This window comes from Sorangium sp. So ce726 (assembly GCF_051521405.1).
In the GTDB taxonomy this organism is placed as follows: Bacteria; Myxococcota_A; Polyangia; order Polyangiales; family Polyangiaceae; genus Sorangium.
Map to the genome: position 1 here is coordinate 70,832 of NZ_CP150349.1, position 23,732 is coordinate 94,563.

Consider the following 23,732-nt stretch of genomic DNA (forward strand, 5'->3'; position numbering starts at 1 on the left):
CCGCGTAGGGTTTCTAGAAGAATAAAGAACGCAAAGGCGCAAAGACGCAAAGAAGCAAAAAGACGTCGAGAAGAATTTTTCTCGCTTCTTCTTGCGCCTTTGCGCCTTTGCGCCTTTGCGTTTCATTCTCTCTCTCTGCCACTCCGGCGCGCGCGTCACCGGCAGCCGCGCCTGCTCACGCCTCGCGCAGGAAGGCCTCGAGCAGCGCCGCCGAGACGTCGAGGAGATCGCGCTCGGTCACGATGCCCACGAGCCGCTCGCCCGCGACGACGGGCAGGCAGTCGACGCGCTGCTCGCGCATGATCCGCATCGCCTCCAGCGTCGGCGTGTCCGGGGCGACGGTCACGGGGTCGGGCCGCATGATGGACGCGACCGTGGGCGGTGCGGATCCGCTCGGCGCCGCCGCGGCGCCGCGGGCGACGAGCCGGAGCAGCGCGCGGTGCGAGACGACGCCGACGAGCCGGCCCTGCTCGTCCTCGACCGGGACGTGGCGCACGTGCCGCCAGTCCATGACGCTCGCGGCGAAATCGACGATGTCGGTGGGCCGCACCGTGAACAGATCGGTCGACATGAACTGGCCCACGGTCCGGTAGCTGTCGCGCACGAGGTTCAGATCGTCCTCGAGCGCGGCGGGCTCCCACGCGTGCACCGGGCGCCCGGCCCCGCCGCCCCGGGCTTCCTCCCGCTGGCGGGCGAGCATCGCGGCGCAGAGGGCGCGGTTGCGCAGCTCCGGGGTGCCCCGCCCGGCCATGGCCGCGAGCGAGCCGAGCGCCCACTGCGCGCCCGTCTGGCCGCGGCGGACCCGCTCCTCGACGACGCCGAGGTACCGGTCGACGTCGGCGGCGTCGATGCCCGCGGCCGAGAGGCCCGCCCGGGCGGCGGGGAGGAGGTGTGAGAGGATGAGCTCCGGGGCAGGGAGGCTCTGGCCGCCGATCCACGTGAGCTGCGCCTTGAGGCCGTGGCGGGCCGCCGCGAAGAAGTTCGCCTTGGCGTCCTCGAACGGCATCTCGAGGTCGATGCGCGGGTGCTCGGCGGCGAGGCCGGACATGAGGCCGAAGAAGAAGGCGGCGTTCGCGACCTCGTCGAGGACCGTCGGCCCCGAGGGCAGCGCGCGGCTCTCGATGCGCAGGTGCGCGACCCCGGCCAGGGCCCCGTAACAGGGGCGGTTCCAGCGGTAGACGGTGCCGTTGTGGACCCGCAGGGCCTTGAGATCCGGCACCTCCCCGCGCGCGAGCACAGCCGCGGGGGGCTCGCCGGTCTCGGCGGTGATGACCACGCGGAACCGCGCGATGTCCTCGCGGAAGAGATCGAGCACGCCGCCCTGCACCCAGCCGTCGCCGAAATGGACGCGGGGCCTGTGCTGCCGGCCCTCCAGCGTGGTCGGGCGGGTGTCGACCGAGGTCTCGAAGAGGGCGATCCGCGTCTCGTGCCAGAGCCGCTGCCCGAGGAGCAGCGGCGAGTTGACCGCGGCGGCGAGGACGGGCGCGGTCACCGCCTGCGCGAGGTTGTAGAGCGACGCGAACTCCCGCGCCCCGACCTGGAGGTGGACCTGGAAGCTCGTGTTGCACGACTCGAGCAGGATGTTGTCGTGGGTCATCTCGAGCTCGTCGAGCCCGTGGATCGAGACGCGGAAATCGCCCTGGCGCAGCCGCAGGAGCGCGCGGTTGAGCTCGTGGTAGCGAGGCGCCGGCGTGAGGTTCTCGAGGCGGAGGTCGCCAGCGCGCAGGGTGGGGAGGATGCCCGTGAGCAGGACGTCGGCGCCGGCGGCGCGCGCGGCCTCGGCCGCCCGCCCGATGACCTCCGAGAGCTCGGCCTCGAGCCGCCGCAGGCAGTCGCCGCCAAACGGGAGGGGGGTGAGGTTCGCCTCCAGGTTGAAGCGAGCGAGCTCGGTCGTGAGCCGGTCGTCGGCGGCCCGCTCGAGCACCTCCAGCGCGAGCGGCGCGGGCCGGAGCGCGCGGTCGACGAGGAACATCTCCTGCTCGGCGCCGATGCGGCGCACGCCGGACTCGATGCGATCCTCCAGGAGGAGGCGCTCGAGCGCCTCCACGTCGTCGAGCAGCGCCCGCATGAACGCCTTGTGCTGCTCCTCGCTCGCCTGCTCGGAGACGTGCTGCTCGCCCATGGTGATCGCCCCGCCTTTCGCTCGCTTCCGCTCCAGGGAAGCCTACGACGGCGAGCGGCAGGGGGCGCAGGGGATCCCCTGACGGGACAGCGGGCCTCTGGCTCGGCGCGGGCGGCGCGGCGGCCCGGCGCGGTCAGAAGCTGCGGCCAGCCGCGAGCCGCAGCGTGGCGACCTTGTCCTCGGCGAGGCCGAACCCGAGCGGCGCGTCGATCGCCACGAGCAGGCCCGCCCGGGCGTAGAAGCCAGGCTGCTTCAGCGTGTAGGTGAAGAACGGCTCCATCGCGAGCTGCATCATGTCGTCGCGGGTGAGCGTCAGCGCGGCCTGGAGGCGGAGCCCGCCGCCATAGGGGCCCCGGCCGCGCAGCTCGAGCTCGTCGCCCTGCTCGACCACGAGCTCGACGCCGGCCCTGCTGGTCGGGAGGGCGAATATCACCGCGGTGTCCGCGCGGTAGACCAGCCGCGTGGCGAGCTCCGCCTCGATGCCGCCGAAGGCCCTCAGGGGAAGGTGCCCGGCGGTGAGCCTGTGCAGGTCGTAGGAGGCGCGCGCAGGGGCGGTCGCCTGCAGCGTGGCGCGGGCGTCGGCGTCGGGGGCGCTGAGGACGGGGATCGAGAGCGCGCCGCCGCCGAAGACGGTGAGCTTGCGCGAGAGGGCGCGCGCGTAGTGGGCGCCGACCGTGGGGTTGCCGAAGAGAAGGCTGCCGGCGCTGCTGCTCTCGTCGACGCCGAGCCGGGTGGACCGGAACGTGGCGGAGACGTTGCCGTAGGCGAGCGGGAGATCCACGTCGAGGTGGAGCCGGCCGAACCGCTCGAGCTGACCTCTGAGGTCGAAGGTCAGCCCGAACGTGCTCACCTCGGACGTGACATCGTCCATGGCCCAGGAGGCCGACTTGCTCAGGACGTCGAGCTCGAGCTCCGCGCGCGATCCCTGGGATTTAGCCCAGCTGTTCTTTTCTGCCGGAGCGGCAGGTGGCGCCGTGAGCCAAAGCGAGAGCAGGAGAGCGGAGGAGAGCAGCGATCTCGCGTTCAATCAGGCCCACCTGCGAGGACTACCATGGCTCGGCTCGGCCGTGGTCAGCGAACGGCGCCCTCGGCGCCCGCGGCCTCCTCGTCCTCGTCTTCGTCCTCCTCGTCCTCATCCTCGTCCTCCTCGCTGTCGTCGCCAGCGTCGTCGCTGCCGTCGAAGAGCAGGGAGGGAGCGCCTTCGTTGCCGTGCTCCGCGAAGATCGCGTCGGCGGCGATCACGAGCTCCTCCATGCGGTCGGCGTCGACGGGGCCGTACACGGCGAGCGCCATGGCGCGATCCTGCACGAACAGCCACGCGTCGGGGAAGTCGAGCAGGGCGTCGCGGATGCTCTTCGAGAGCCACCGGCCGATGGCCTTCGCCTCGGGCCCCTCGACCAGGAACTGCTCCATGAACTCCGGGTCCTTCTTGAACTGGACGCCGGTGTTGGGGGCACGCCTGCCATCGACAATGGGCAGCGGGCACACGGTGAGCCGGGGCGCAGCCTTGGCCAGCTTTGTGAGGACCACCTGGTACTCGCTGCCGTTCTTCGCGTCCGGCCCCACGACCGCGACGTAGGCGAGCTTCGGGACGAGCTCGTAGCGGGCGAGGACCGCGCCGCCGCCTGTCTCCTGCAGCGTGTGCTCGAGGCTGGACGGCAACGAGCGCACCGGACGAGGGCCGTCGCCGCCGGCGTCGGCCTTCCGGCCGCCGGCCTTCGCGCCGGATCGGGCCGGGGCCGCCTCCGGGGTCATCAGCGCGCGCCAGCGCGCGAGCTCGCGGTCGCGCCGCGCCTCGTGCCGACCGCGCAAGCCGGTCAGGAACCAGACGACGAGCAACGCAAGGGGACCTACGTACCAGAGCCAGGGCATGGGGCGGCGATGCTAGCAAACCTCGCGGAGCTGCGGTGGGGTCGCGCGCGCCCGCGGTGCGGTGGGGCTCAGGGCGCGGGGGCCGGAGCGGCGTCGTCCGGCCGCTCGAAGACGCACCAGTAGCCGTTCTTGCTGTGGCGCACCATCCCGGCCACCTCGTACACGCCCCGGAAACGCCGGTCCTTGCGGAGCTTCTCCTGCGCCGGGAACGGGAGCTTGTCGCACGTGTCGGCTCCGCCGACGAACACGAAGTAACGCGGCATCTTGTCGAAGACGTGCTGCACGTAGCCGGGGCCCGTCTTGCGCGTGTAGCCGCCAGGGAGCTTGGAGATCACGGGATCGACGAGGCCGAGGAGATCGAGCACCGGATAGTCGGTCACATACCCGATGTACCCGATGTCGCCCACGGCGACCTCGCCGGGCTTGGCGTGCTCCTGGAACCAGGCGGCCACGCCGCCCGCGGCGCTGTCCCAGAACCGCTTCTCGTCGTCGAGGATCCGGTGCTGGGCGTGCTCTATCCGCTGCGCCCGGAAGACGCCCAGCGCGATGAGGCCGCCGAGCGCGAGCACGCCGGCCCCCGCGGCGAGGGCGAGCGCCCCGCCCTCGGGCGCGTCCGCGGCGCGGGCCGAGAGATCCGCGAGCAGCGGCTCGAGCAGCGCGCGCGCGCCGAGGCCCGCGAGGAGGAAGCAGAACGGCTCGAACGGGCTCATGAAGCGGTAGTACGGCATCCAGTCCCCGCCCACGAGGAGCACGTAGCCGCCCACCGCGAGCGCGAGGGCCGCGACGCAGAGCGCGTCGCGGTGGCGCGCGACGATCGCCACGCAGAGGCCGAAGAGCGCGAGCAGGAGCGCCGGCCACGTGTGCTCCGCGTACTCCGCGATGTAGCGCTGCCCGCCGGCCAGCTGCTCCGCGAGGCTGCCGGTCTTGGCGCTCAGCGTGTTCGGCAGCCACGTGCCGTAGTAGCTGTGCCGCCAGAGCATGTGGCACGCGATGGGCGCGGCGAAGACGACGCCGCGGAGGAGGTTCTGCCGCCCGAAGAAGCGCAGGCCGAGGAAGAGCATCGGTATGCCGATGAACATCGGTGCTTCCGGGCGCGTCAGGCCAGCGAGCCCGAAGACGAGGCCCGAATACGGGAAGCCGGTCCCCCGATCGCGCTCGCGGAACATCATCTCGGTGCCCGCGAGGACGAGCAGGACGAACAGCGGCGTCTCCAGGCCGAAGACGGCATATCCGCTCTGCACGATCGAGCTCGCGAACAGCCACGTGGCGATGCAAGGGACCGCGCCGTGCGGGCGAAGCCGGGCCGAGAGCAGGTAGAGCGCGCCGAGCGAGCCGCAGGCGGCGAGCCCGCCGAGCACCTTGGCGACGACGTCGGGGTCGAGGCCGAGCTTGATGCCGCCCGCGAGCAGCACGGTCCAGAGGAAGTTCGTGTACCCCTCGATGCGCTCGCCGGCGTTGTAGACGAGCCCGAGGCCCCGGGCGAAGTTGCGCGCGTAGCGGTAGGAGATGTACGCGTCGTCGATCGTGAACGAGCGCACACGCACCATGTTCACGACGAGCAGGAACGCCGGCAACACGAGGCCGAACGCGAGGTGCAAGCGCTCGGAGAGCGGCGCGCCTCGCAGCCAGTCGCGCCAGCTCCGGGCCGGGGGTGCGCCTTCGACGGCGCCGTCGTCCGCCGCTTCCATGTCGCCGTCGGCCTCGCCGCTCGGAGGGGCGACCCCGAGTTGCCCGTGCTCTGCTTCTTCCGGTTCCAGGAAAGCCATGTGAAGCCTCTCCCTACCATGGATGGTTCATGTCGGGGTCGTTTCTTGGTCGAGGCGCTCATCCCAGCTATCCTCGCGACATGCGTGCAGCCATTGTCGCTCTTGCCGCCTCCTCCGCCCTTTTCGTCGCGCCCCCGGCGCTCGGTGCCCGAGGCGTGCCGTGCGGCTTCTATGGCATCGATCCAGGGGCGCCCGTCGACGCAGGGGAGGTGATCCTCGACGACGACCACGCGAAACGGCTCGCGCGGGCGGGCGCCGGCGCCGTGCGCGTCGAGTTCGTGCTCGATGACGCCGAGGCCTGGGACGATGACAAGCTCGAGCAGTACGACGACATCATCGACGCGGCGCGCGCCGCTGGCCTCGAGCCGGTGGGGCTCCTCTCTCACCGTACGCTCGGAGAAGGACAGGACGTCTGGAATGACGATCCGGACCGGGACGGCGACAACGCGTACGTGGAGGCGTTCGCCGAGACGGCAGAGGCGCTCATGACGAGGTACGCGGGGGACGTCGTCCAGTGGGAGATCTGGAGTCAGCCGAACTGCTCCGACCTCCCCGACCCCGCGCTCGATCCGGAGCACGCCGGCTGCACCTTCGTCCTGCCCCGGGTGCTCGCGCAGATCCTCGCCCAGATCCGCATCCGCAACGAGGCGCTCTTCAACGTCGACGAGCTGTCGCTGACCACGGGCGGCCTGCTCGCCTCGGACGACGCGGCCGCGCCGTTCTCGGGGGTCGATTACCTGCGCGAGCTCTACGAGCAGCCGGTGTGGGACGATCTCGAGGCGCGCTTCGGCCAGCGGACGCCGTGGTCTCGCCTCGGTCAACAGCTGTTCTTCCATCAGGGCACCGAGGTCGATCCGGTGGCGCTCGGCGATTACCTCGACGAGCTGCGCGACCTCGCCGACGAGGAGGGGGACGAGAGCCCCTTCGCCGTGACCGGGATCGCGTGGTCGAGCGCGCTCGTCGGCGAGGAGCTCCAGGCGGCGAACCTGACCACATCGTTCGAGCTCCTCTCGGAGCGCGATGACGTCGCCGGCGTGGTCTGGGCCAGCTTCCAGGACGCGCCGCTCGACGAGCAGCCCTTCGGCCTCGTCGACGAGGCCGGCGTGGAAAAGCTCGCGCTCGCCGCGTTCAGCGAGTCGGCCGACAAGTGCGAGCCGACGGAGCAAGGCGGGGGGACGGGGAGCGGCGGCGGGGGGAGCGGATCGAGCGGCGGCGGCGTCGCAGCCGGCTCGCCGCCCGGCAGCAGCGGACAGATGGGGCGGCCGATCGACGGAAAGCGGCGCGCGAGCGCCTGCAGTTATGCGGCGGGCGCGACCAGCGAAGGCGGAACGCGGCCAGATGTGGGTTGGCTCGCATTGTTCGCGATCGGCGCGATCGCGATGGTGCGCCGCCGCCGCGTCGTTTGAAGGCAACTCGAGCGCTCTTGTCGCCGACAGGTGAGGCATGCCTCACAGCTCGGCGCGCTTCGCGCGGCGGATCGCCGTGCACGTTGGACTTTTGCTCTTCAATGGTTGCGGGGACGACGGCGCGGGCGATCGCTTCGACGTCTGCGGCGACGGCGTGGTCGACGAGGGCGAGGTGTGCGACGACGGCAATCCCGCGGAGGGCGATGGCTGCTCGCCGACGTGCCAGCGCGAGGAGCCAGCGGAGCCCCGCTGCGGCGACGGCGCCGTCGACGCGGGCGAGGCGTGTGATGACGGCAATACGGCGGGCGGGGACGGCTGCTCGTCGGTATGCGAGATCGAGGTGCCCCCGCGCTGCGGCGACGGCGCGCTCGATCCGGGGGAGCAGTGCGACGACGGGAACGTCGCGACGGGCGACGGTTGCGAGATCGATTGCACGAAGACGCCAGCCGAGGAGACCGTCTGCGAGGAGCTTTTGCCGCTCGCGCAGGGGGCGTGCGAGGTGGTCGCCGGCGCGGGCGCGACGCTGATCCGGGGCGTCGTGCTGGCCCCGGGCAGGGTGTACCGGGGCGGGCGGGTGCTCGTGGACGAGCGGGGAGCGATCGCGTGCGTCGGCTGCGATTGTGAGGCGGCGGGGGCGACGGAGATCACGTGCCCGACCGGCGTCGTCTCCCCGGCGCTGATCAACACGCATGACCACATCACGTACACGCAGAACAGCCCGTATACCCCGACCGAGGAGCGCTATGAGCACCGGCACGACTGGCGCACCGGCAACAACAAGCACACGAGAATCGACACGCCCGGCATGGCTAGCCAGGCGCAGATCCACTGGGGCGAGCTCCGCTTCCTGATGGGCGGCGCGACCTCGATCGTCGGCTCGGGGAGCGCGCCAGGGCTCCTCCGGAACCTGGATCGGGGCGACCAGGAGGGCCTGGGCCAGAAGGCGGTCCATTTCGATACGTTCCCGCTCGACGACACGGGCGGCCGCGAGATCGTGAGCGGTTGCGGCTACTCGGCCGACCGGGTGACGGGGGAGGACGTCGAGGGCGAGGACGCTTATTGCCCCCACGTCGCCGAGGGGATCGAGGCGTCGGCGCGCAACGAGTTCGTCTGCCTGAAGACGGCGCCGAACGACGTGCTCGAGCCGCAGAGCGCGTTCATCCACGGGATCGGCCTGACCGCGCCTGACTACGCGGCGATGGCGGCGGAGGGCACGGCGCTCATCTGGTCTCCCCGCTCCAATATCACCCTCTACGGCGATACCGCCGTGGTCACCGCCGCCGCCCGCCTCGGGGTGCAGATCGCGCTCGGCACCGACTGGATCGCGACCGGGTCGATGAACCTCCTGCGCGAGCTCCGGTGCGCGGCGGCGCTCAACCAGACGTACTACGACGGCTTCTTCACCGATGAGGAGCTGTGGAGGATGGTCACCGGGAGCGCCGCCGCGGTCACCGCGACGGACGACGTGATCGGCGCGCTGTCCACGGGGAAGGTCGCCGACATCGCGATCTTCGACGGCAGGGAGCGCGAAGACCACCGCGCGGTCGTCGCCGCCGATCCCGAGGACGTTGTCCTCGTGATGCGCGGCGGAAAGGTCCTGTATGGCGACGCGGCCGTGGTGTCCGCGGTCCGGGGCGCGGACGCGTGCGACGCTGTCGAGGTGTGCGGCGTGTCGAAGCAGGTCTGTCTGCAGGACGAGATCGGGATGACGCTGGAGGACCTCGAGCAGCAGGCGGGCGAGATCTACCCGACCTTCTTCTGCGGCGAGCCCGAGCGCGAGCCGCTTTGCATCCCGTCGCGCGCGGAGAGCGGGCCCCTGAACGCCTCGGTGAACGGCTCGACCGTTTACACAGGGCAGCCGGCGGACGCGGATCTCGACGGCGACGGCATCGAGAACGGCGCGGACGACTGCCCGAGCGTCTTCAACCCGATCCGGCCGCTCGATAACGGGGTCCAGGCCGACTTCGACGGCGACGGCGACGGCGACGCCTGCGACGCGTGCCCGCTGGACGCGGGCAGCACGCTCTGCTCGCCGCCGGACCCGAACGACGCTGACAACGACGGCACGCCGAACGGCGCGGACAACTGCCCGAACCTCCAGAACCCCGATCAGGCCGACGCGGACAGCGACGGCAAGGGCGACCCGTGCGACCTGTGCCCGGACCAGGCGAACGCAGGGGCCCTGGGCTGCACGGTGGAGATCTACGATATCAAGGACGGCACGCGCGCGGAAGGCGAGACGGTGGCCCTGGAGAACGTGCTTGTCACCGGGAAGCACGCGAGCGGCTTCTTCGTCCAGGCGAAGCCAGGCGACCCGGGGTACGCAGGGCCAGCGTACTCCGGCGTCTACGTGTACAGCCCGCAGAGCACCGTGCTGGTCGGCGATCGCGTGCGGATCACGAGCGCGGTGATCACGAATTTCTTCGGGCAGATCCAGCTCGGGTCCGCCGTGATCGAGGTGATCGCGTCGCTCGGCGAGGCGGCGCCGGCGCCGGAGCACGTCGCGCCGGCCGACATCGCGACGGGCGGCGCGCGCGCCGGCGAGCTCGAGGGGGTCCTCGTCGAGGTGGAGGCCGTCACGGTGCTCGGGCTCGATACGATGTATTATGAATTCATCGTCACAGGCGATCTCTGCGTGGACGACCTCCTGTACCGGTCCGACCCCTTTCCGGCGGAAGGCGACCATTTCGCTAGCATCCGCGGCATCCTCAGCCACCGGAACGACGGCTCGAAGGTCGAGCCGCGCGGCGTCGAGGACCTCGAGGTGGCAGCCGCGACGGGAGGGCTCGTGATCAACGAGGTGGATTACGATCAGCCGGGCGGCGATGCAGCCGAGTTCATCGAGATCTACAATGGCACCGGCGCGCCCGTGGATCTCACGGGCCATGCGGTCGTGCTGGTCGATGGATCCAGCAGCGCGCCCTCCGCCTACAGAACGCTCGATCTGAGCTCCGCCGGTAAGCTCGCGGCTGGCCAGTACCTCGTTGTCGGCAGCACGGCAGTGGTCGGCACCGACACCATGCCAGGCGTCGTGGCGGAAGGTGCGGTGACGATCGCGTTTCCGGGCTCGCAGACCGACCGGGTGCAGAACGGAGCTTCCGACGGGATCGCGCTGATAAACACCATGACAGGGGCTGTGATCGACGCGCTCTCCTACGAGGGGAGCATCACCGCCGTCACGATCGGGGGCGCCAGCGTGAGCCTCGTCGAAGGCGACGCGTTGCCGGCCACCGTGGCGGACGGCGGCATGGCGGCTGGCTCGCTCTGCCGCCTGCCCGACGGGACGGACACGAACCAGGCCGCCGCCGACTGGGCGCTCTCCGCGACGATCACCCCTGGTGCGGCGAACGCGCCGTGAGCCCCGGCCGAGGCGCTGCGCTCCTCAGCGCAGCGCGCCTCGGAGGCCCGCTGTTCGCCCGGCGCCGCCGCGCGGTCCACGCCGCGCGCGCCGGTGTCTTCGTCCTGTCAGCTGTGTCTGGAGAGGGTGGGGAGAACTCAAGAAGGAATGAGCCGTGTGCGGGCGCTCACAGGCAGCCGCAGAGCGGGTCGCCCGCCTTGCACACGCACTTTCCGCCCTTCTTGGCCGGCGCCGCCGCGCTCGCGCCCCGCGCCGCCTTGCCGGACGTCGCCGCTCGGCCGCGGAGGGTCGCGGCCCCCCTGACGTTCGACGTCTTCACGTCGGCCACGTCCTCGCCCTCGGCCAGCGCCTTGGTCGCCGCTGTCGCCTTGTAATCGGTGAACGCCTTCTGCGCCTTCTCAGCGTCGCTCTTGGCGGCGTCGAGCGCGAGGGTAAGCTCGGTGATCTTCCGGTTGCGCTCGTCGAGCTGGAGGTTGAGCTGCGCGATCCTGTCCTGCTCGGCGACGCGGGCGGCCACGGCCTCGGCCTGAGCCGCCTCGGCTTCCTTCATCTTGCCGGCGAAGGTGGTCACCGCGACCGCGGCCACGGCCGCCACGACCAGACCCATCCCGAACGCGAACCGGCCCCGCCGCTTCTGCCGCACGCCTTGGGCGATCGCCTCGAGCTCGCGCTCGAGGTCCCCCGACATGGGCGGCACGCTCGCCGCCACCGGCGCGATGCTGTTGGGCCCTCTCGTCCCCTGGTAGAGCACTCCCGGGCTTTGTTGCGTGTTCATCATCGCGCGAGACCTCCTCCTGCGTGAGCCATTCCTCCTCTAAGCAAGTGGGGGGGCCTCTAAGCAAGTGTGATGCCAGGTGAGCGCGCCTTGACTTGGCACCGCGTGCATTGTCCCTGAAGCAAACAGAGGTGCAGAGCGAGGACTCACACCGTAAAGTGAGGGCTCGCGCCGGAAAACGAGGACTCACACCGCAAAACGAGGACGCGCGAGGCGCTCCAAAGGCGAGTCGCGCGAGATCCGGGTGGATCACTTGTTCTGGTGCATGGATCGCTCACCGGACCTCGATGCGTCCCCTGGTCCAACGGAGGTCCTGCACCTCGCCGCGAGGTGGCCGTCAGGGCTGCAGTTTGGCGACGAAGGCGTCGGCGCCCCCGACGCTCGTCAGGGGCTCGCCCCCGAGATCGATCCTGCCGCTGAAGCTGCCCGTCAGCGCGATGGCCCCCAGCGCATCCACGGCGACGGCCCGGGTGCGCTGCTCGTTCGCGTCGCCGAACGATTTGGCCCAGGCTGTATCGCCGTTCGGAGCGAGCTTCGCGAAGAAGGCGTCGTTGCCGCCGAGGGACTGGAGCCTCGAGCCGGTGAAGTCGAGGGCGCCCTTGAACTCTCCGACCACGATGGCGTTGCCCGCCTGATCGGCCCCCACCCCCAGCGCCTTCTGATCTTGCGCATCCCCGTACAGACGGTTCCAGCGATGCTTGCCGTCCGCGTCGAAGGCGGCGACGACCGCGTCGGTTCCTCCGGCGTATCTCCGCGGCGCTCCGTCGAAGTTGATCGTTCCCCCGGTGTTCCCTGCGACGAAGATGCTTCCCTCCTTCGCGTCCACCGCGACCGCCGTAAATTCCTGGCTCATGGTGTCGCCGAAGATCTTGGCCCAAAGCGGCGTCCCACCCCCGTCGAGCTTCGCAATGAAGGCGTCGTCGCCCTGAGCATTGAGGAGCGTCGTCCCGACGTACACCTTGCCCGCGATGCGGCCGACCACGACCACGCCTCCGTCGGGCGTGACGGCAACGTCGTTCGCGACCTCAGCGGTCGAATCGCCGAAGTTCTTGCTCCAGACGAAGTTGCCGCGGGCGTCCATCTTCGCGACGAAGATGTCCTCTCCACCCTCGCTCGCCAGGCGGTCCCCGCCCAGCACGTCGGCCCAGTCGGTGAAACTGCCAGCGACGACGATGTTGTCGTCCGAATCCACCGCGAGCCCGTTCACTTTATCGACGCTCGGACCGGCGATGGTCTTGATCCAGTCCAGGACGCCATCTGCGTCGAGCTTCGCCACGAACACGTCCGAGCTGCCTCTGCTCGTGAGGGGCGTCCCGTCGAAGTTAAGTGTGTTTTCGAAGGTCCCGGCCAGGATCACGCCGCCGTTCTTGTCGAGCGCCACGCGATTGCAAGAATCCGAGCCGTTCCCCCCGAACGCCTTCGACCATTCCGTCGCGCCGCCAGGAGCGAGCTCGACGACGAAGCCGTCGTACGATCCCTGGCTGCTGACGGAATCCAGGCTGATGCTGAAGGCACCCGCGACCAGGATGTTCCCTTCCCTGGTGAAGGTGACGTCATAGCCCATCTGCTCGCCGTTCGCTCCGAGCTTGGCGCTCCACTCGTGATCTCCGGTGCACTCCGCCACACCGTCGCAGCTCTCGTCATTCTGCTTCGTCGTACAGCTCTCGGCCGTGGGGACCACCTGGTCGACGCACGAGTCGCCTCGCTGGCAGCCTTCCTTGCACTCGCCTTTTCCCTTGGTCGTTTCGGGGCCTGTATAACAAGGCGCGCAGCCGCCTGCGCCCCCCGCGCCACCCGCGCCTCCTGCGCCGCCGACGCCTCCAGCGGCGCCCGCGCCGCCCACGCCGCCCACGCCGCCAACGCCGCCTGCGCCTCCGGCGGCGCCCACGCCGCCCATCCCGCCTTGGGCGGTGCCGCCGCCGCTGATGGCGCCGGGCACGATCACGCCTTCGTCGAAGCACCCGCCCAGCGCGCCGGCCACGCCGACCGCGCCGCAAAGGACCATGAAGCCGCTGCGTTTCATCAAAACACCCCCGCGATCCCGGCGCCCCACGGCGATATCCATGGACGGACCGCGGCGCCCTTGGACCTCGCCGCCGCAGACGGTGCGGTGAGGAGAAGCGCGACGCCGCCCGCGGCGAGCGCCCCGCCCACGATGAACGCCGGCGCAGGGACGAGGCGCATGTCGTTGTACGAGCCCAGCTTGTCGCGCGTCTGCGGCGTGTCCGGGCACACGACGTCCTCGGTGCACCCGAGGTCGATCAGCTCGCTGCGCCGCGCGCTCGTGATGCCGAACGTGATCCCACCGGCCACGAGCGCCGCGGCGCCCGTGCCGACGGCGGTCCAGCCGAGCACGCGCTGCGTGGTGCCCGGCGCGGGGCCGGCGGGCGAGGGGAGGGGGAGGACGATCGGCGGGCGGACACCGCCGGGGAACTCGAGCGCGACCGCCGCCTCCTGCCGCTCCTGCAGCGCGACCTCCCGCCGGACGACACGCCCCGCCCACGCGGCCTCGACGACGTGCTTGCCAGGATCGACAGGCTGACTCACCCCCACCAGCGCGGGTGGCATCGGCTTGCCGTCGATGGTGATCTGCACCTCGCGCTCCGGGGCGCCGCGCACCCCCACAGAGAGCCTGGGGATTCGTGGCTTGAGATCGTCGTACGCTTTCCCGGCGTCGGCGACAGCGGCCTCGAAGACGTCGCTGGCCGAGGCGTCGAGCGAGGTGCGGCTCACTTGCAGGTAGCGCTCGGAGGCCTCGATGAGGCGCCCGAGCTGCTCGAGGCACCGCGCGGCATAGAGGTCGATCGTCGGCGCCTGGATCAGCTGGTCCGCGCGCCCGAACCTGTCGAGCGCCGCCGCATACTGTCCCTTGTCGAAGAGGTCGAGGCCCTCTTCGGCGAGGGCCCGGGCAGCGTTCATGGTGGCGGGGTCGACGTCGGCCGCCCGCGCGGTGGTCGCGAGCGCGAACGCGAGCGCGAACGCGATGGTGGCGGTGCCCGAGACCCTCGATCGCGCGCGCATTCGTCTCCTCAGAAGCCGAGGCGGTCGGACTTGGGGCGCGTCGCGCTGGAGGCCGCGGGCGGGGCCGCGGACGAGGGCCTGGGCCGCAGCGAGGAGGACGCGGCCTTGCCCGGGCGAGCGGGCGTCGCCCGGGCCGAGGAGGCGGCCGCGGCCGGAGCGCCGGCGGCCAGCGCGGGGCCGGCGCGGGGCGCAGGCGTCGAGGTCGCCGCGGCCGTCGTGTCCTGGGAAGGCGCGATCTCGGGCGCCAACCTGGACGAATTCGCTTCCGCCGGCGGATTGTTCGTCGGCGCAGCGACAGGCGGTGTCTCGAGCGTCCCCGGCGGCGAGGCCGCGCCGGACCGCGGTGCATGCGGGATCGGGTCGTCGCCGAGCGCGCGCCAGCCGATGAAGAGCACCCCGCAGAGGACCGAAGCCGCGAGGCCGAGCGCGACGGCCGGGGCCGGCATCCTGCGGCGAGGTCTCGAGTCGACCCCGGCCTCGTCGTACAGGCCCGGCGGTGAGGCGACGCTCCCACCCGGCGAGACGGAGAGCGGAGAGGTGGAGATCGGCGGACCGGAGAGCGGCGCGGCGGAAGGCGGCGTGGCGGAGAGCGGCGCGGCGGAGAGCGGCGCAGCGGAGATCGGCGGGACGGAGGGCGACGCGGTGCCCGCGCCACCGGGGATCGAGCTCACCGAGGCCCGCCCGCCCTCCTGCGCGTCGCTGGGCGGCAAGAGCGCGTCGCGCAGCGCGTCGACCATCGCCGTCGCCGAGGCGAACCGCCCGTTCGGGTCACGGCTGCACGCCTGCATGAACCACTCGTCGAACGCCGGCGGCACGGGCACAGACGCCACCTTCGAGGGGACAGGCAGCGGATCACTGCATATCTCGAGGATCATCGCGCCAGGCGCCTCGGCCGTGATCGCCGCCCGGCCGCACACGCACTCGAACGCGATCACCCCGAGCGCCCAGAGGTCCGACCGGTAATCGACGGTCGCGCCCTGCGCCTGCTCAGGGCTCATGTACGGCAGCGTCCCGATCAGCACGCCTGCCTGCGTCCCGATGCCCTCTTTGCCGGACAGGCGCGTCTTGGCGACGCCGAAATCGAGGACCTTGGCCACCTCCCGGTCGTCGTCGCGGGCGAGGAAGATGTTGTCGGGCTTGAGGTCGCGGTGGACGATGCCGGCGTCGTGGGCCTTGCGCACGGCGCGCGCGACGTCGGCGAAGATGCGCGCCGTATCGGCCGGATCGAGCGCGCCGACACGGTCGAGCCGATGCGCGAGGTCCTCACCCTCGAGGAGCTCCATCGCGATGAAAGGGACATCGTTCTCGACGCCGTGATCGAGGATCTGCACGACGTTCGGGCTGCGGAGCGCCGCCGCCGCCTGCGCCTCCTGGTAGAAGCGCGCGCGGACCGTCTCGTCCTTCGCGTAGAGAGGCCCGAGCACCTTGATCGCGACCGGCGAGCCCAGCGTGAGATCGTCCGCGCGCCAGACGGTGCCCATGCTGCCCGAGCTGAGAGGGCGGAGCAGCCGATACCGGCCGACCAGCACCTGTCCCTCCAGCCCGAACGCGTTCGTCGTCATTGTCGCAGGACCTGTGGTGCGCGCGTGGCCTTCCCTACGCTGGTGGTTGTTCAGTGCTGGTCAACAACAACAACGGATAGACTGAAAGTCTACGGGGCGTGGCGCGGAGCGTCAATCGGTGCACCCGCCGCGTGCTCGCAGGACGTCGCTAGAGCACCGAACAGGTTGAAACGCCGCGCGAGAGAGAGTTTGAACCACAGAGACACAGAAGCGACAACAACAAAACCTCGACGCATCCGTGGTTCGTTTCGTCAATTTTTCGATCGGATCGGTACCCTAGATCAACACGAAGTCCTCGGCCACGGAGACCTCCTCGGCCATGATGCTCGTGGTCTCGTCGTCGCGCTGGACGGCGAGCTTGTAGAGTTGCGCCAGCACGGCCGGGTGATCCTCGACCAGACCCATGAACTCGGTGGCCGGAAGGTACAGCGTCACGGTGGGGTGAACGGCGATCACATCGGCGTTCGCCGCGCGGCGGAGGACCATCGCGATCTCGCCGGCGACGTCGCCGGGGCCGAGCGTCGAGAGCACGAGCGGCTCGACGCGGGCGTCGTCCGCCGCGTCGCGCCGGACGACGGCGACCTCTCCGGAGGCGATGAGGAACAGGCCGGGGGGCCGCTCATCCTGGATGAGCAGCCGCTCGTTCTTCTCGAACGTGCGCGTGCGGAACCGCTTCACGAGCGCGGGCCTGTCGGCCTCGGGCACGACGCGGAGCACGTCGCTCATGCGGACCAGGTTCTCCACCATGCGGTCCCGGCAGTAGGCCGCGAGCTCCAGGCCCACCTCGGGCTCGCGCTGCGCGATGTCGTCGATCGCGTCGCGCTTCACCTCGAGCACGATGGAGGGCCGCGTGGCGACGACGCTCCCGGTGCGCGGGGCCCGAGAGAGCAGCGCCATCTCCCCGAACATGGCGCCGTTCGTGAGCCGGGCGAGGATGATCTCCTCGTCCACGCGCCGGCGCCGCGCCTCGAGCTCCCCGCGCGCGACGAAGTAGGCCTCGCTGCGCGCGGCGCCCTGCTCGATCACGGTCGTCCCCGCCGCCACCCAGATGGGCGTGAAGGCGGTGCAGAGGGCGCGGAGCGCGTCGCGCCCGACGGACGAGAAGACCGGCTGGGGCGCGATCCCGGGGTGATCGGCCTGGGCGGCCAGCCTGCGCGTGGCGTCGTGGATGATCTCCGTCGCCTTGTTGAGCAGGAGCGCGCCGGTGAGCACGGAGGCGAGCGGCTGGAACGCCTCGGCGGCCGGCAGGGGCGGCGGCGGCGGCGCGCCCTCGCCGAGCCGCGGCGAGTCCCGGCAGAACGCCTCGGCGATCAGGTCGAGCCCGGGCCCGGCATCGCCGCCGAAGCGCTCGCTCTCGCGCGCGGCCGCCACGGCGAGCGGCAGGTTCTCGAGGTCGATCGCGCGGGCGGTCGCGGTGGAGCACGCCTCGCGCGCGGCCTCGTGCCGGTTCAGCTCGCCGAGGAGGCGACCGCAGAGGCAGAGCGCCGACGGCATCGTCGGGTCGTGCCGGACCAGCGCAGCGGCCCAGCGCAGCGCGGCGTCCCGCTCTCCCGCGAGCGCCAGCGAGAGCGCTCGGTCGATCGGCGACTCCGCCTGCTGGATCGAGCCCGGGAGTACCGGGGGGAGGGCCATGTAAGCGTGTATATCAGGGTTCATTGCGCGGCGGCAAAGAACGCGCCCGGTTGACGCCCCGCGCGCCCCGCGCGCCCCGCGGATCCCCGGGAAGGATCATGGCGTCGTGCTCAGCCGAGGTGCTGCTTCAGGAACGCGATGCTCCGTTCCCACGCGAGCTTGGCGGCCTCGGGGGCGTAGACCTCGGGGCGCGTGTCGTTCACGAACGCGTGGTCGGCGTCATAGACGTGGAGCTCCATGGACTGGCCGTGGGCGGCGAGCTCCTTCTGGATCGCCTCGGCGGCGGCCGGCGTCGCCCAGCCGTCGCGCGCGGCGAAGTGGGCGAGGATGGGCGCCTTGACGCGCGCGTAGTCGGGCGCGGGGCTCGGAATGCCGTAGAAGGGCACCGCGGCCGCGAGCTCGGGGATCGTCGCGGCGGCCGCGAAGCTGAGCGCGCCGCCCATGCAGAACCCGATGACGCCGACCTTCCCGTTCGACCGCTCGTGCGCCGACAGGAAGCGGACGGCGCCGGCGATCTCCGCGAGGGCGCGCGGCTTGTCGAGCTCGACCATCAGCTGGTTGGCCTCGGTGGCATCCTTGGTGGTCTTGCCGTGGTAGAGGTCGGGCGCGAGGGCGATGAACCCGGCGGCGGCGAGCCGATCGAGCAGAGAGCGGATGTGGTCGTTCACACCCCACCACTCCTGGATCAAGACGACGGCAGGCGACTTGTCGCCCTGCTTCGGCCAGACGATCTCGCCGGTCGCCGAGGACCCGTCCTTCGCGGGGAACGAAACCTTTTCGGACATGCGACTCCTCCCTTTCGAGACGGGGTGGGCTGCGCCGTCCCGTCCGTGATCAGGGATCGGCTATGCCGTCCCGTCGGTGATCGGGGACCGGCTTCGCCGTCCCCTCATGGCGCGGCGCAGGATAATCGCCCCGCGCACGTTGCGTAGCGCAAACTGCCTGGCATCCGCTCCACGCCGGGACGCCGGCGATGTAGATTGACGGCGTGGATGCGTTGGCGGGGCGATGGAGGCGAGCCGTCTCGTCCTTGAAAGAGCTCCGGCTGCGGGTCTCGTTCCTGCGGAGCGAGGTGCTGCGCGCCGATCTCCCCTCCGTCGCCCGCGCGCTCGACGACCTCTGCCGCGACGCCGAGCAGGCCAACCCTCTTGCGCGCGACGTGCTGGGCGCCGTCGTGCCGGTCCTCGTGGATCCTGAGCTCTCGGAGCGCGTCGAGCAGCTCCGAGAGCTCGCGTCCTCCCATGCCCTGCTGCCGCTCTCGCGCCTCTTGCGCCGCAAGGCGCGGCGGCCCGAGGCGCAGCCGGCTTCGCCGGCGCCCGACGAGCGGCTCGTCGCCACGTCGAGCGCCGGTCGCGCGCTCACGCTCGGCGAGCGGCGCGCGCTGGCCCGGCGGCCGACCCGCGCGGCCTTCGAAGCCTTGCTCCGGGACCCGCACCCGCTGGTCATCCGCAACCTGCTCGCGAACCCGCGCTTGACCGAGGATGACGTCGTCCGCCTCGCGGCCCGCCGCCCGGCGAACGCGGAGGTCCTGACGGAGATCGCGAAGCACCCCGAGTGGCCGCAGCGCGCGCGGGTGCGCATGGCGATCGTGCAGAACCCGGGCGCGCCGCAGGAGATCGCGGTGCCCATGGTGCGCCTCCTCCTGCGGCCCGAGCTCCTGCGGCTCGCGGCGGCGGCGGACGTGCCCGCGGTCGTTCGGGCCGCGGCGCGGGAGCTGCTCGATCGCCGTCCGCCCGTCCCGCACAAACCAGGCGGCCCGCTGGCGCAGTGAGCGGCCTGCAGCGGCGCTCAAGGAGAGCGGGAGTGGAGAGAGAGGGAGAGAGGTCGCGCAGGGCGCTGGCGTGAATCGGCACGCGCTGGCGACGCTACGCGACCTCGGCCCAGCACCGCGCGAGGCGGCGCACGCCCTCGTCCAGGTCCTCGTCGCACGCCACCGAGGAGAAGCAGAGCCGGAGGGCGAATGGGCGCACGGCGCCGTGAGCCCGGAACAGCGAGCCCGGGTCGAAGGCGACGCCGTGCTCGATGGCGGCGGCCAGGAAGAAGGCCTCGTTCGGCTCGGCGTCGGGCTCGACCCAGATCGCGAAGCCGCCGGCGGGCGGGTCGAACCGCCAGCCGGGCAGGTGCTTTCGGAGCGCCCGCTCCATGCGGGCGGCGCGGCGACCGTAGAACTCCCGCAGGCGCACGAGCCGCTGATCGAAGTCCCCTGTGCGGAGGTAGTCTTCCAGGACGGCCTGCTGCAGGCTGGCCGCCTGCTGGTCGGTGGATTGCTGCAGCTGGAGGACGTCGGCCCGGAGCGAGCGCGGGGGCACGAGCCAGCCGACGCGGAGGCCGGGGCAGATCGTCTTCGAGAACGTCCCGACATGGAACACGCGATCAGGCGCCTCGGCCAGCAGCGGTCGCGGGGCGGCGCCGTCGAAGGAGAGATCCGCATAAGCGTCGTCCTCGATGATGGGCCGGAGGGTCGAGAGGACCCTGGCTCGATCGCTGCGCGACAGCTTGCGTCCACGCGGAGTGGAGACGGCCGGCATGAGGTAATAGGCATCGACGCTGCTGCCGCCGTCGACGACCGTCGCGCCGAGCTCCTGGAACAGATCGAGCGCGCCGGGGGAGCTCTCGGGGTCGACGCCGATCCAGGCGCGCGATCCACGGACCAGCTGCACGGCGAGGGACACGGCCTGCTGTGCGCCGCTGGTCACGATGACGTCGTCGCGAGCCACCTGTGCGCCGCGCCGGCGCAGCTGCCCGGCGATCCAGGCGCGGAGGTCCTCGTCGCCCTCGGGCCAGCTGCGCTGGAGCGCCGGGCAGCTGGGGTTCTGAAGAGCGCGCACGAACGAGGCTGCGAGCTTTGAGCGCGGGAATTCGCCCGGGGCGGGCAGCCCGCCCGCGAAGCTGATGAGGCCAGGTGTGTCCGTGGCCCGCCGTTTCAGGGGCTCGAACGGGTCGAGGCCTTGTCTGAGCCGTGGCCCGCTCCGCGGCGCATCACGCGAGATCGGGGACTGCACAGGTCGGGTGTGGGACGGCGGGGGAGAAGGAGTTGCGCGCGCGGTGGCATCCATAGAGTTCAGGGTCCGAGCGGGGCCATTCAAGGATGGTGCCGCCCGTGCTGCCCGTCTCCAGATGGAGCGGAAGCGCTCGCGTCCCATGGCGCGACGGAATTCCATGGAAAATTCGTTACATCGCGGCAACCTGGGACGGGCCAGGGCGTGTAACGGCATGTTGCGGGGTGTGGCGTGCGCGCGCGGCGAGTCAGGCTGCCACAGCCCACCGACGGGGGGGCGGGGGCACCCTTCCACAGCGGCGCTGGATCGACGCGAGCTCTGGGAAGGCGAACGAGGGGCGCATCGAGGCGCCGGTGGCTACCGGAGGCGCGCCCGCCGCGGGCGGCTCAGCATGGCATTGGGGCGTCGTGGGCGTGTGCGGCCGAGCTAGGGCTCGATACCCCAGGCGAGCTCGCCGGCGCGGTACCCGGTCACCTGCATCGAAGGTGTGAACGTGGTCGTCGTCGCGCTGAAGGAGTAGTCGTTGGCCTGCGTCAGCTTATCGTAGGCTGCGTTGTAGATGGCGATCTCTGCGTATCCCGACGTGGCGCCCACTGCGAGGTTGCCTGCTGCGGAGGAGAAGCCGAGCTCGAGGTAGTGATCGGCGTCCGTGCCAGACGCCTCGTGGATCGCCCTGGTGACGCTGTCGCACCCGTCGGTGACCGACGCGAAGTCGCATCGGCTCAGCAGTGCCGCCGTGAAACCGTCGGATGTGAACCAGTAGCGAATCGTCACATCCTTGAGCGCGACGCTCGTGCTTCCGGTGTTCTTGACTCGGACCTTGAAGGAAAGAGAGGAGGGTTGGGCGGCGGCGTCTCTGGTGGCGTAGTGCACCTCGAGTTCCCCTGTGGGATCGCCGCCGGTGGTGGAGCTTGCGGTGGTGGAGCTCGTGGCGGTACCACCTCCGGCGCCTGTCGTGCTGCTCGTCGTGGAGCTGGAGCTGGTCGAGCTGCTCGCCGAGGAGCTGGCCGAGCTGCTCGCCGAGGAGCTGGCCGAGCTGCTCGCCGAGGAGCTGGCGGAGCTGCTCGCCGAGGAGCTGGCGGCGCTGCTCGTCGTTGAGCTCGTGGCGTCCTCGCCGCCAGCGCCGCCTGGGCCCCCGGCGCCGCCAGTGCCGTCGGCACCACCGGAGCCTGCCGAGCTGCTCACCGCTGCGCTCGTGACAGTGCCGCTCGCGCTGGACGAGCCGCCTGTCGCGGAGCCCGTCGTACCGCTCGCTGTCGTGCTGCTCGTTGCAGACACGGTGGAGCCGGCGCCGGCTGAGCTGGACGACGGCGTTCCGCCCGAGCTGGCGCCGCCCCCGCCCCCCGTGTTCTCGCCGTCCAGGCTGGAGCCTTGGGCACATGCCACGAGGGTCAGGAGCGAGATGGCGCAGAGCGCGGTGGTTCTCTTCGGCCAGGAGCTCGACCCGTTGACTCGGTTGACTCGATTGCCGCGACTGCCCACCTGCGCCAGCGCTCCTGCCCTCGTCGACGTCTTCCCCCTGGAACCCCGGACACGAGTTGCTCCCGAGGTCATCGGGCCGAGCAGCGGCGCACACCTTGCCATCGGTCGCATCTTGAACACCCCTGCGACCGCTCGACCAAGTCCGAGGGCCGAACGGAAGGAAGTTGAGGTCAACAGCTTATAGGGAACCGCATGGCATCAGCAAGCGGCTTGCCATGGGAACTTTCCGGCGATGTCGTAGATGATAGGGTATTCGTCTACATGCATTACACACAGATCGGGCGGATGAATGCTGGCCATACATTGGACGACGTTTCGTGTGTTTTGCGGACACCGCGCTCCGCGGCGCCAGCGGCGTCGATGTGGCGTTCCTGGCGTCGGTCATGTGGGGTGACGGGGCCGCGCTGCGCGTCCTCCAGCGGAGGCGGTCCGTGGAGCCCGTTGAACTCGGGGTCCTCGATGAACCGCGTTGACCACTGCGCCCGTCTCTCCCCGTCGCGAAACGGGAGCACCGAACCGCAGGACGCGTCGCCCGTGCCCTCTGTGGACGGCGCGCTCCAGCGAGAGTATAGGTCCGCCCAGCCGTAGTTCACGTCGAGGGGAAGGGTTTCATGAAGACCACAGCGATCAGCGGTCGACTGGCAGTGTGGGCCCTGAGTGGCCTCATCTTGAGCGCGTGCTCGCAGAAGCAAGGGGGAGGCGCCGAGGGCGACAAGGGCGCCGCCGCGGGCGACAAGGGCGGTAAGCCGGGCGGGGCCAAGATTGCGCTCCTCCTGCCGGAGTCGAAGACGGCGCGTTACGAGTCCAAAGATCGCCCCTTCTTCGAGGCGAAGGTGAAGGCCCTCTGTCCGGACTGCCAGGTCCTCGCGAGCAACGCGAACCAGGACGCGTCGCAGCAGCAGGCCCAGGCCGAAGCGGCGCTGACCAACGGCGCCAGCGTGCTCGTCCTCGACGCCGTCGACAGCGCCTCGGCGGCCGTCATCGCGACCAAGGCGAAGGCCCAGAAGGTGCCTGTCGTCGCCTACGATCGCCTCGTCCCGGGGACGGACGCCATCGATTACTACGTCTCGTTCGACAATGAGTCCGTGGGGCGGCTCCAGGGCGAGTCCCTGCTGAAGGCGCTCGACAACAAGGCGAGCGCCCGCGTGGTGATGATCAACGGCGCGGCGACCGACAACAACGGGATGCTCTTCAAGAAGGGGGCGCACGTCGCGCTCGACGGCAAGATCCAGGTGGTCAAGGAATACGACACGCCGGACTGGAGCCCCGACAAGGCGCAGGACGAGATGACCCAGGCCCTCACCGCGCTGAACAACCAGCTCGACGGGGTGTATGCGGCCAATGATGGGACCGCCGGCGGCGCGATCGCGGCGATGAAGGCGGCCGGCATCAAGCCGCTGCCGCCCGTGACGGGCCAGGACGCCGAGCTCGCGGCCGTCCAGCGGATCCTCCTCGGCGAGCAGTACATGACAGTGTACAAGGCCATCAAGCCGCAGGCGGAGGCCGCGGCGGTGATCGCGTACCACCTCGCGACGGGCAAGCCCGTGCCCACCGACGTCACGGGGGGCAAGACGGTGAACAACGGGAAAAAGGACGTCCCCTCGGTGCTCCTGGTCCCCCTCGCGGTCACCAAGGAGAACCTGAAGGACACGGTGATCGCAGATGCCTTCTGGTCCAAAGAGGAGATCTGCACGGCCCAGTACGTCGAGGCCTGCAAGGCGGCAGGCATCCTCTAGG

General features: G+C 70.9%; 17 protein-coding genes. 5 read left to right on the forward strand and 12 right to left on the reverse strand.

The features are described from left to right. Window positions 1-175 precede the first annotated feature (175 nt). The 4 genes from WME79_RS00275 to WME79_RS00290 form a co-directional block, all read right to left on the reverse strand. Complete coding sequence (locus WME79_RS00275; RefSeq protein WP_437530781.1) at window positions 176-2,122, reverse strand: CBS domain-containing protein; 1,947 nt, start codon at window positions 2,120-2,122, stop codon at window positions 176-178. 133 nt (window positions 2,123-2,255) lie between these two features. Then, window positions 2,256-2,993 (reverse strand): hypothetical protein, encoded by a 738-nt coding sequence (locus WME79_RS00280; RefSeq protein ID WP_437530783.1) that lies wholly within the window; start codon window positions 2,991-2,993, stop codon window positions 2,256-2,258. A gap of 200 nt (window positions 2,994-3,193) precedes the next feature. Next, window positions 3,194-3,994 carry a hypothetical protein gene (locus WME79_RS00285; RefSeq protein ID WP_437530785.1) on the reverse strand — a complete coding sequence of 267 codons (801 nt, stop codon included), beginning with the start codon at window positions 3,992-3,994 and terminating at the stop codon, window positions 3,194-3,196. A gap of 68 nt (window positions 3,995-4,062) precedes the next feature. Continuing rightward, complete coding sequence (locus WME79_RS00290) at window positions 4,063-5,760, reverse strand: hypothetical protein (RefSeq protein WP_437530788.1); 1,698 nt, start codon at window positions 5,758-5,760, stop codon at window positions 4,063-4,065. Between the two features lie 155 nt (window positions 5,761-5,915). Between WME79_RS00290 and WME79_RS00295 the strand changes: the two genes are divergently transcribed. Continuing rightward, window positions 5,916-7,166: a hypothetical protein gene (locus WME79_RS00295; RefSeq protein ID WP_437530790.1), complete on the forward strand. Its 1,251-nt coding sequence runs from the start codon at window positions 5,916-5,918 to the stop codon at window positions 7,164-7,166. Window positions 7,167-7,203: 37 nt separating this feature from the next. After that, the gene (locus WME79_RS00300; RefSeq protein ID WP_437530792.1) at window positions 7,204-10,524 is read left to right on the forward strand and encodes a lamin tail domain-containing protein; all 3,321 of its coding nucleotides are present in this window, start codon (window positions 7,204-7,206) and stop codon (window positions 10,522-10,524) included. A gap of 166 nt (window positions 10,525-10,690) precedes the next feature. Here the strand turns inward: WME79_RS00300 and WME79_RS00305 are convergent, their stop codons facing one another. The 6 genes from WME79_RS00305 to WME79_RS00330 form a co-directional block, all read right to left on the reverse strand. Next, a complete protein-coding gene (locus tag WME79_RS00305) occupies window positions 10,691-11,302 on the reverse strand; it encodes a hypothetical protein (protein ID WP_437530793.1) in 612 nt (203 codons plus the stop codon). A gap of 334 nt (window positions 11,303-11,636) precedes the next feature. Next, window positions 11,637-13,364 carry an SBBP repeat-containing protein gene (locus WME79_RS00310; protein WP_437530796.1) on the reverse strand — a complete coding sequence of 576 codons (1,728 nt, stop codon included), beginning with the start codon at window positions 13,362-13,364 and terminating at the stop codon, window positions 11,637-11,639. Beyond that, entirely contained in the window at window positions 13,322-14,320 is a 999-nt protein-coding gene (locus WME79_RS00315) for a tetratricopeptide repeat protein (protein ID WP_437530799.1), read from the reverse strand. Before WME79_RS00315 ends, WME79_RS00310 begins: the two co-directional genes overlap by 43 nt. 8 nt (window positions 14,321-14,328) lie before the next feature. Then, window positions 14,329-15,882 (reverse strand): protein kinase domain-containing protein, encoded by a 1,554-nt coding sequence (locus tag WME79_RS00320; protein WP_437530801.1) that lies wholly within the window; start codon window positions 15,880-15,882, stop codon window positions 14,329-14,331. A 276-nt stretch (window positions 15,883-16,158) separates the two neighbouring features. Continuing rightward, a complete protein-coding gene (locus tag WME79_RS00325; protein WP_437530804.1) occupies window positions 16,159-17,514 on the reverse strand; it encodes a cyclic nucleotide-binding domain-containing protein in 1,356 nt (451 codons plus the stop codon). A gap of 110 nt (window positions 17,515-17,624) precedes the next feature. Continuing rightward, complete coding sequence (locus WME79_RS00330) at window positions 17,625-18,299, reverse strand: dienelactone hydrolase family protein (protein WP_437530807.1); 675 nt, start codon at window positions 18,297-18,299, stop codon at window positions 17,625-17,627. 245 nt (window positions 18,300-18,544) lie between these two features. Between WME79_RS00330 and WME79_RS00335 the strand changes: the two genes are divergently transcribed. Continuing rightward, entirely contained in the window at window positions 18,545-19,285 is a 741-nt protein-coding gene (locus WME79_RS00335; protein WP_437530809.1) for a hypothetical protein, read from the forward strand. A gap of 94 nt (window positions 19,286-19,379) precedes the next feature. Here WME79_RS00335 and WME79_RS00340 read toward each other — a convergent pair whose 3' ends face one another. Together WME79_RS00340 and WME79_RS00345 are read right to left on the reverse strand one after the other, a co-directional pair. Next, window positions 19,380-20,342 (reverse strand): PLP-dependent aminotransferase family protein, encoded by a 963-nt coding sequence (locus WME79_RS00340; RefSeq protein WP_437530812.1) that lies wholly within the window; start codon window positions 20,340-20,342, stop codon window positions 19,380-19,382. 597 nt (window positions 20,343-20,939) lie between these two features. Then, window positions 20,940-21,386, reverse strand: a complete 447-nt coding sequence (locus WME79_RS00345) for a cellulose binding domain-containing protein (protein ID WP_437530815.1) — start codon at window positions 21,384-21,386, stop codon at window positions 20,940-20,942. 28 nt (window positions 21,387-21,414) lie between these two features. Here WME79_RS00345 and WME79_RS00350 point away from each other — a divergent pair, with 28 nt between their 5' ends. Together WME79_RS00350 and WME79_RS00355 are read left to right on the forward strand one after the other, a co-directional pair. Next, window positions 21,415-22,179: a hypothetical protein gene (locus WME79_RS00350; protein WP_437530818.1), complete on the forward strand. Its 765-nt coding sequence runs from the start codon at window positions 21,415-21,417 to the stop codon at window positions 22,177-22,179. A 427-nt stretch (window positions 22,180-22,606) separates the two neighbouring features. Beyond that, on the forward strand, window positions 22,607-23,731 hold the full coding sequence (locus tag WME79_RS00355; RefSeq protein WP_437530821.1) for a sugar ABC transporter substrate-binding protein: 1,125 nt from the start codon (window positions 22,607-22,609) through the stop codon (window positions 23,729-23,731). Window position 23,732 lies beyond the last annotated feature (1 nt).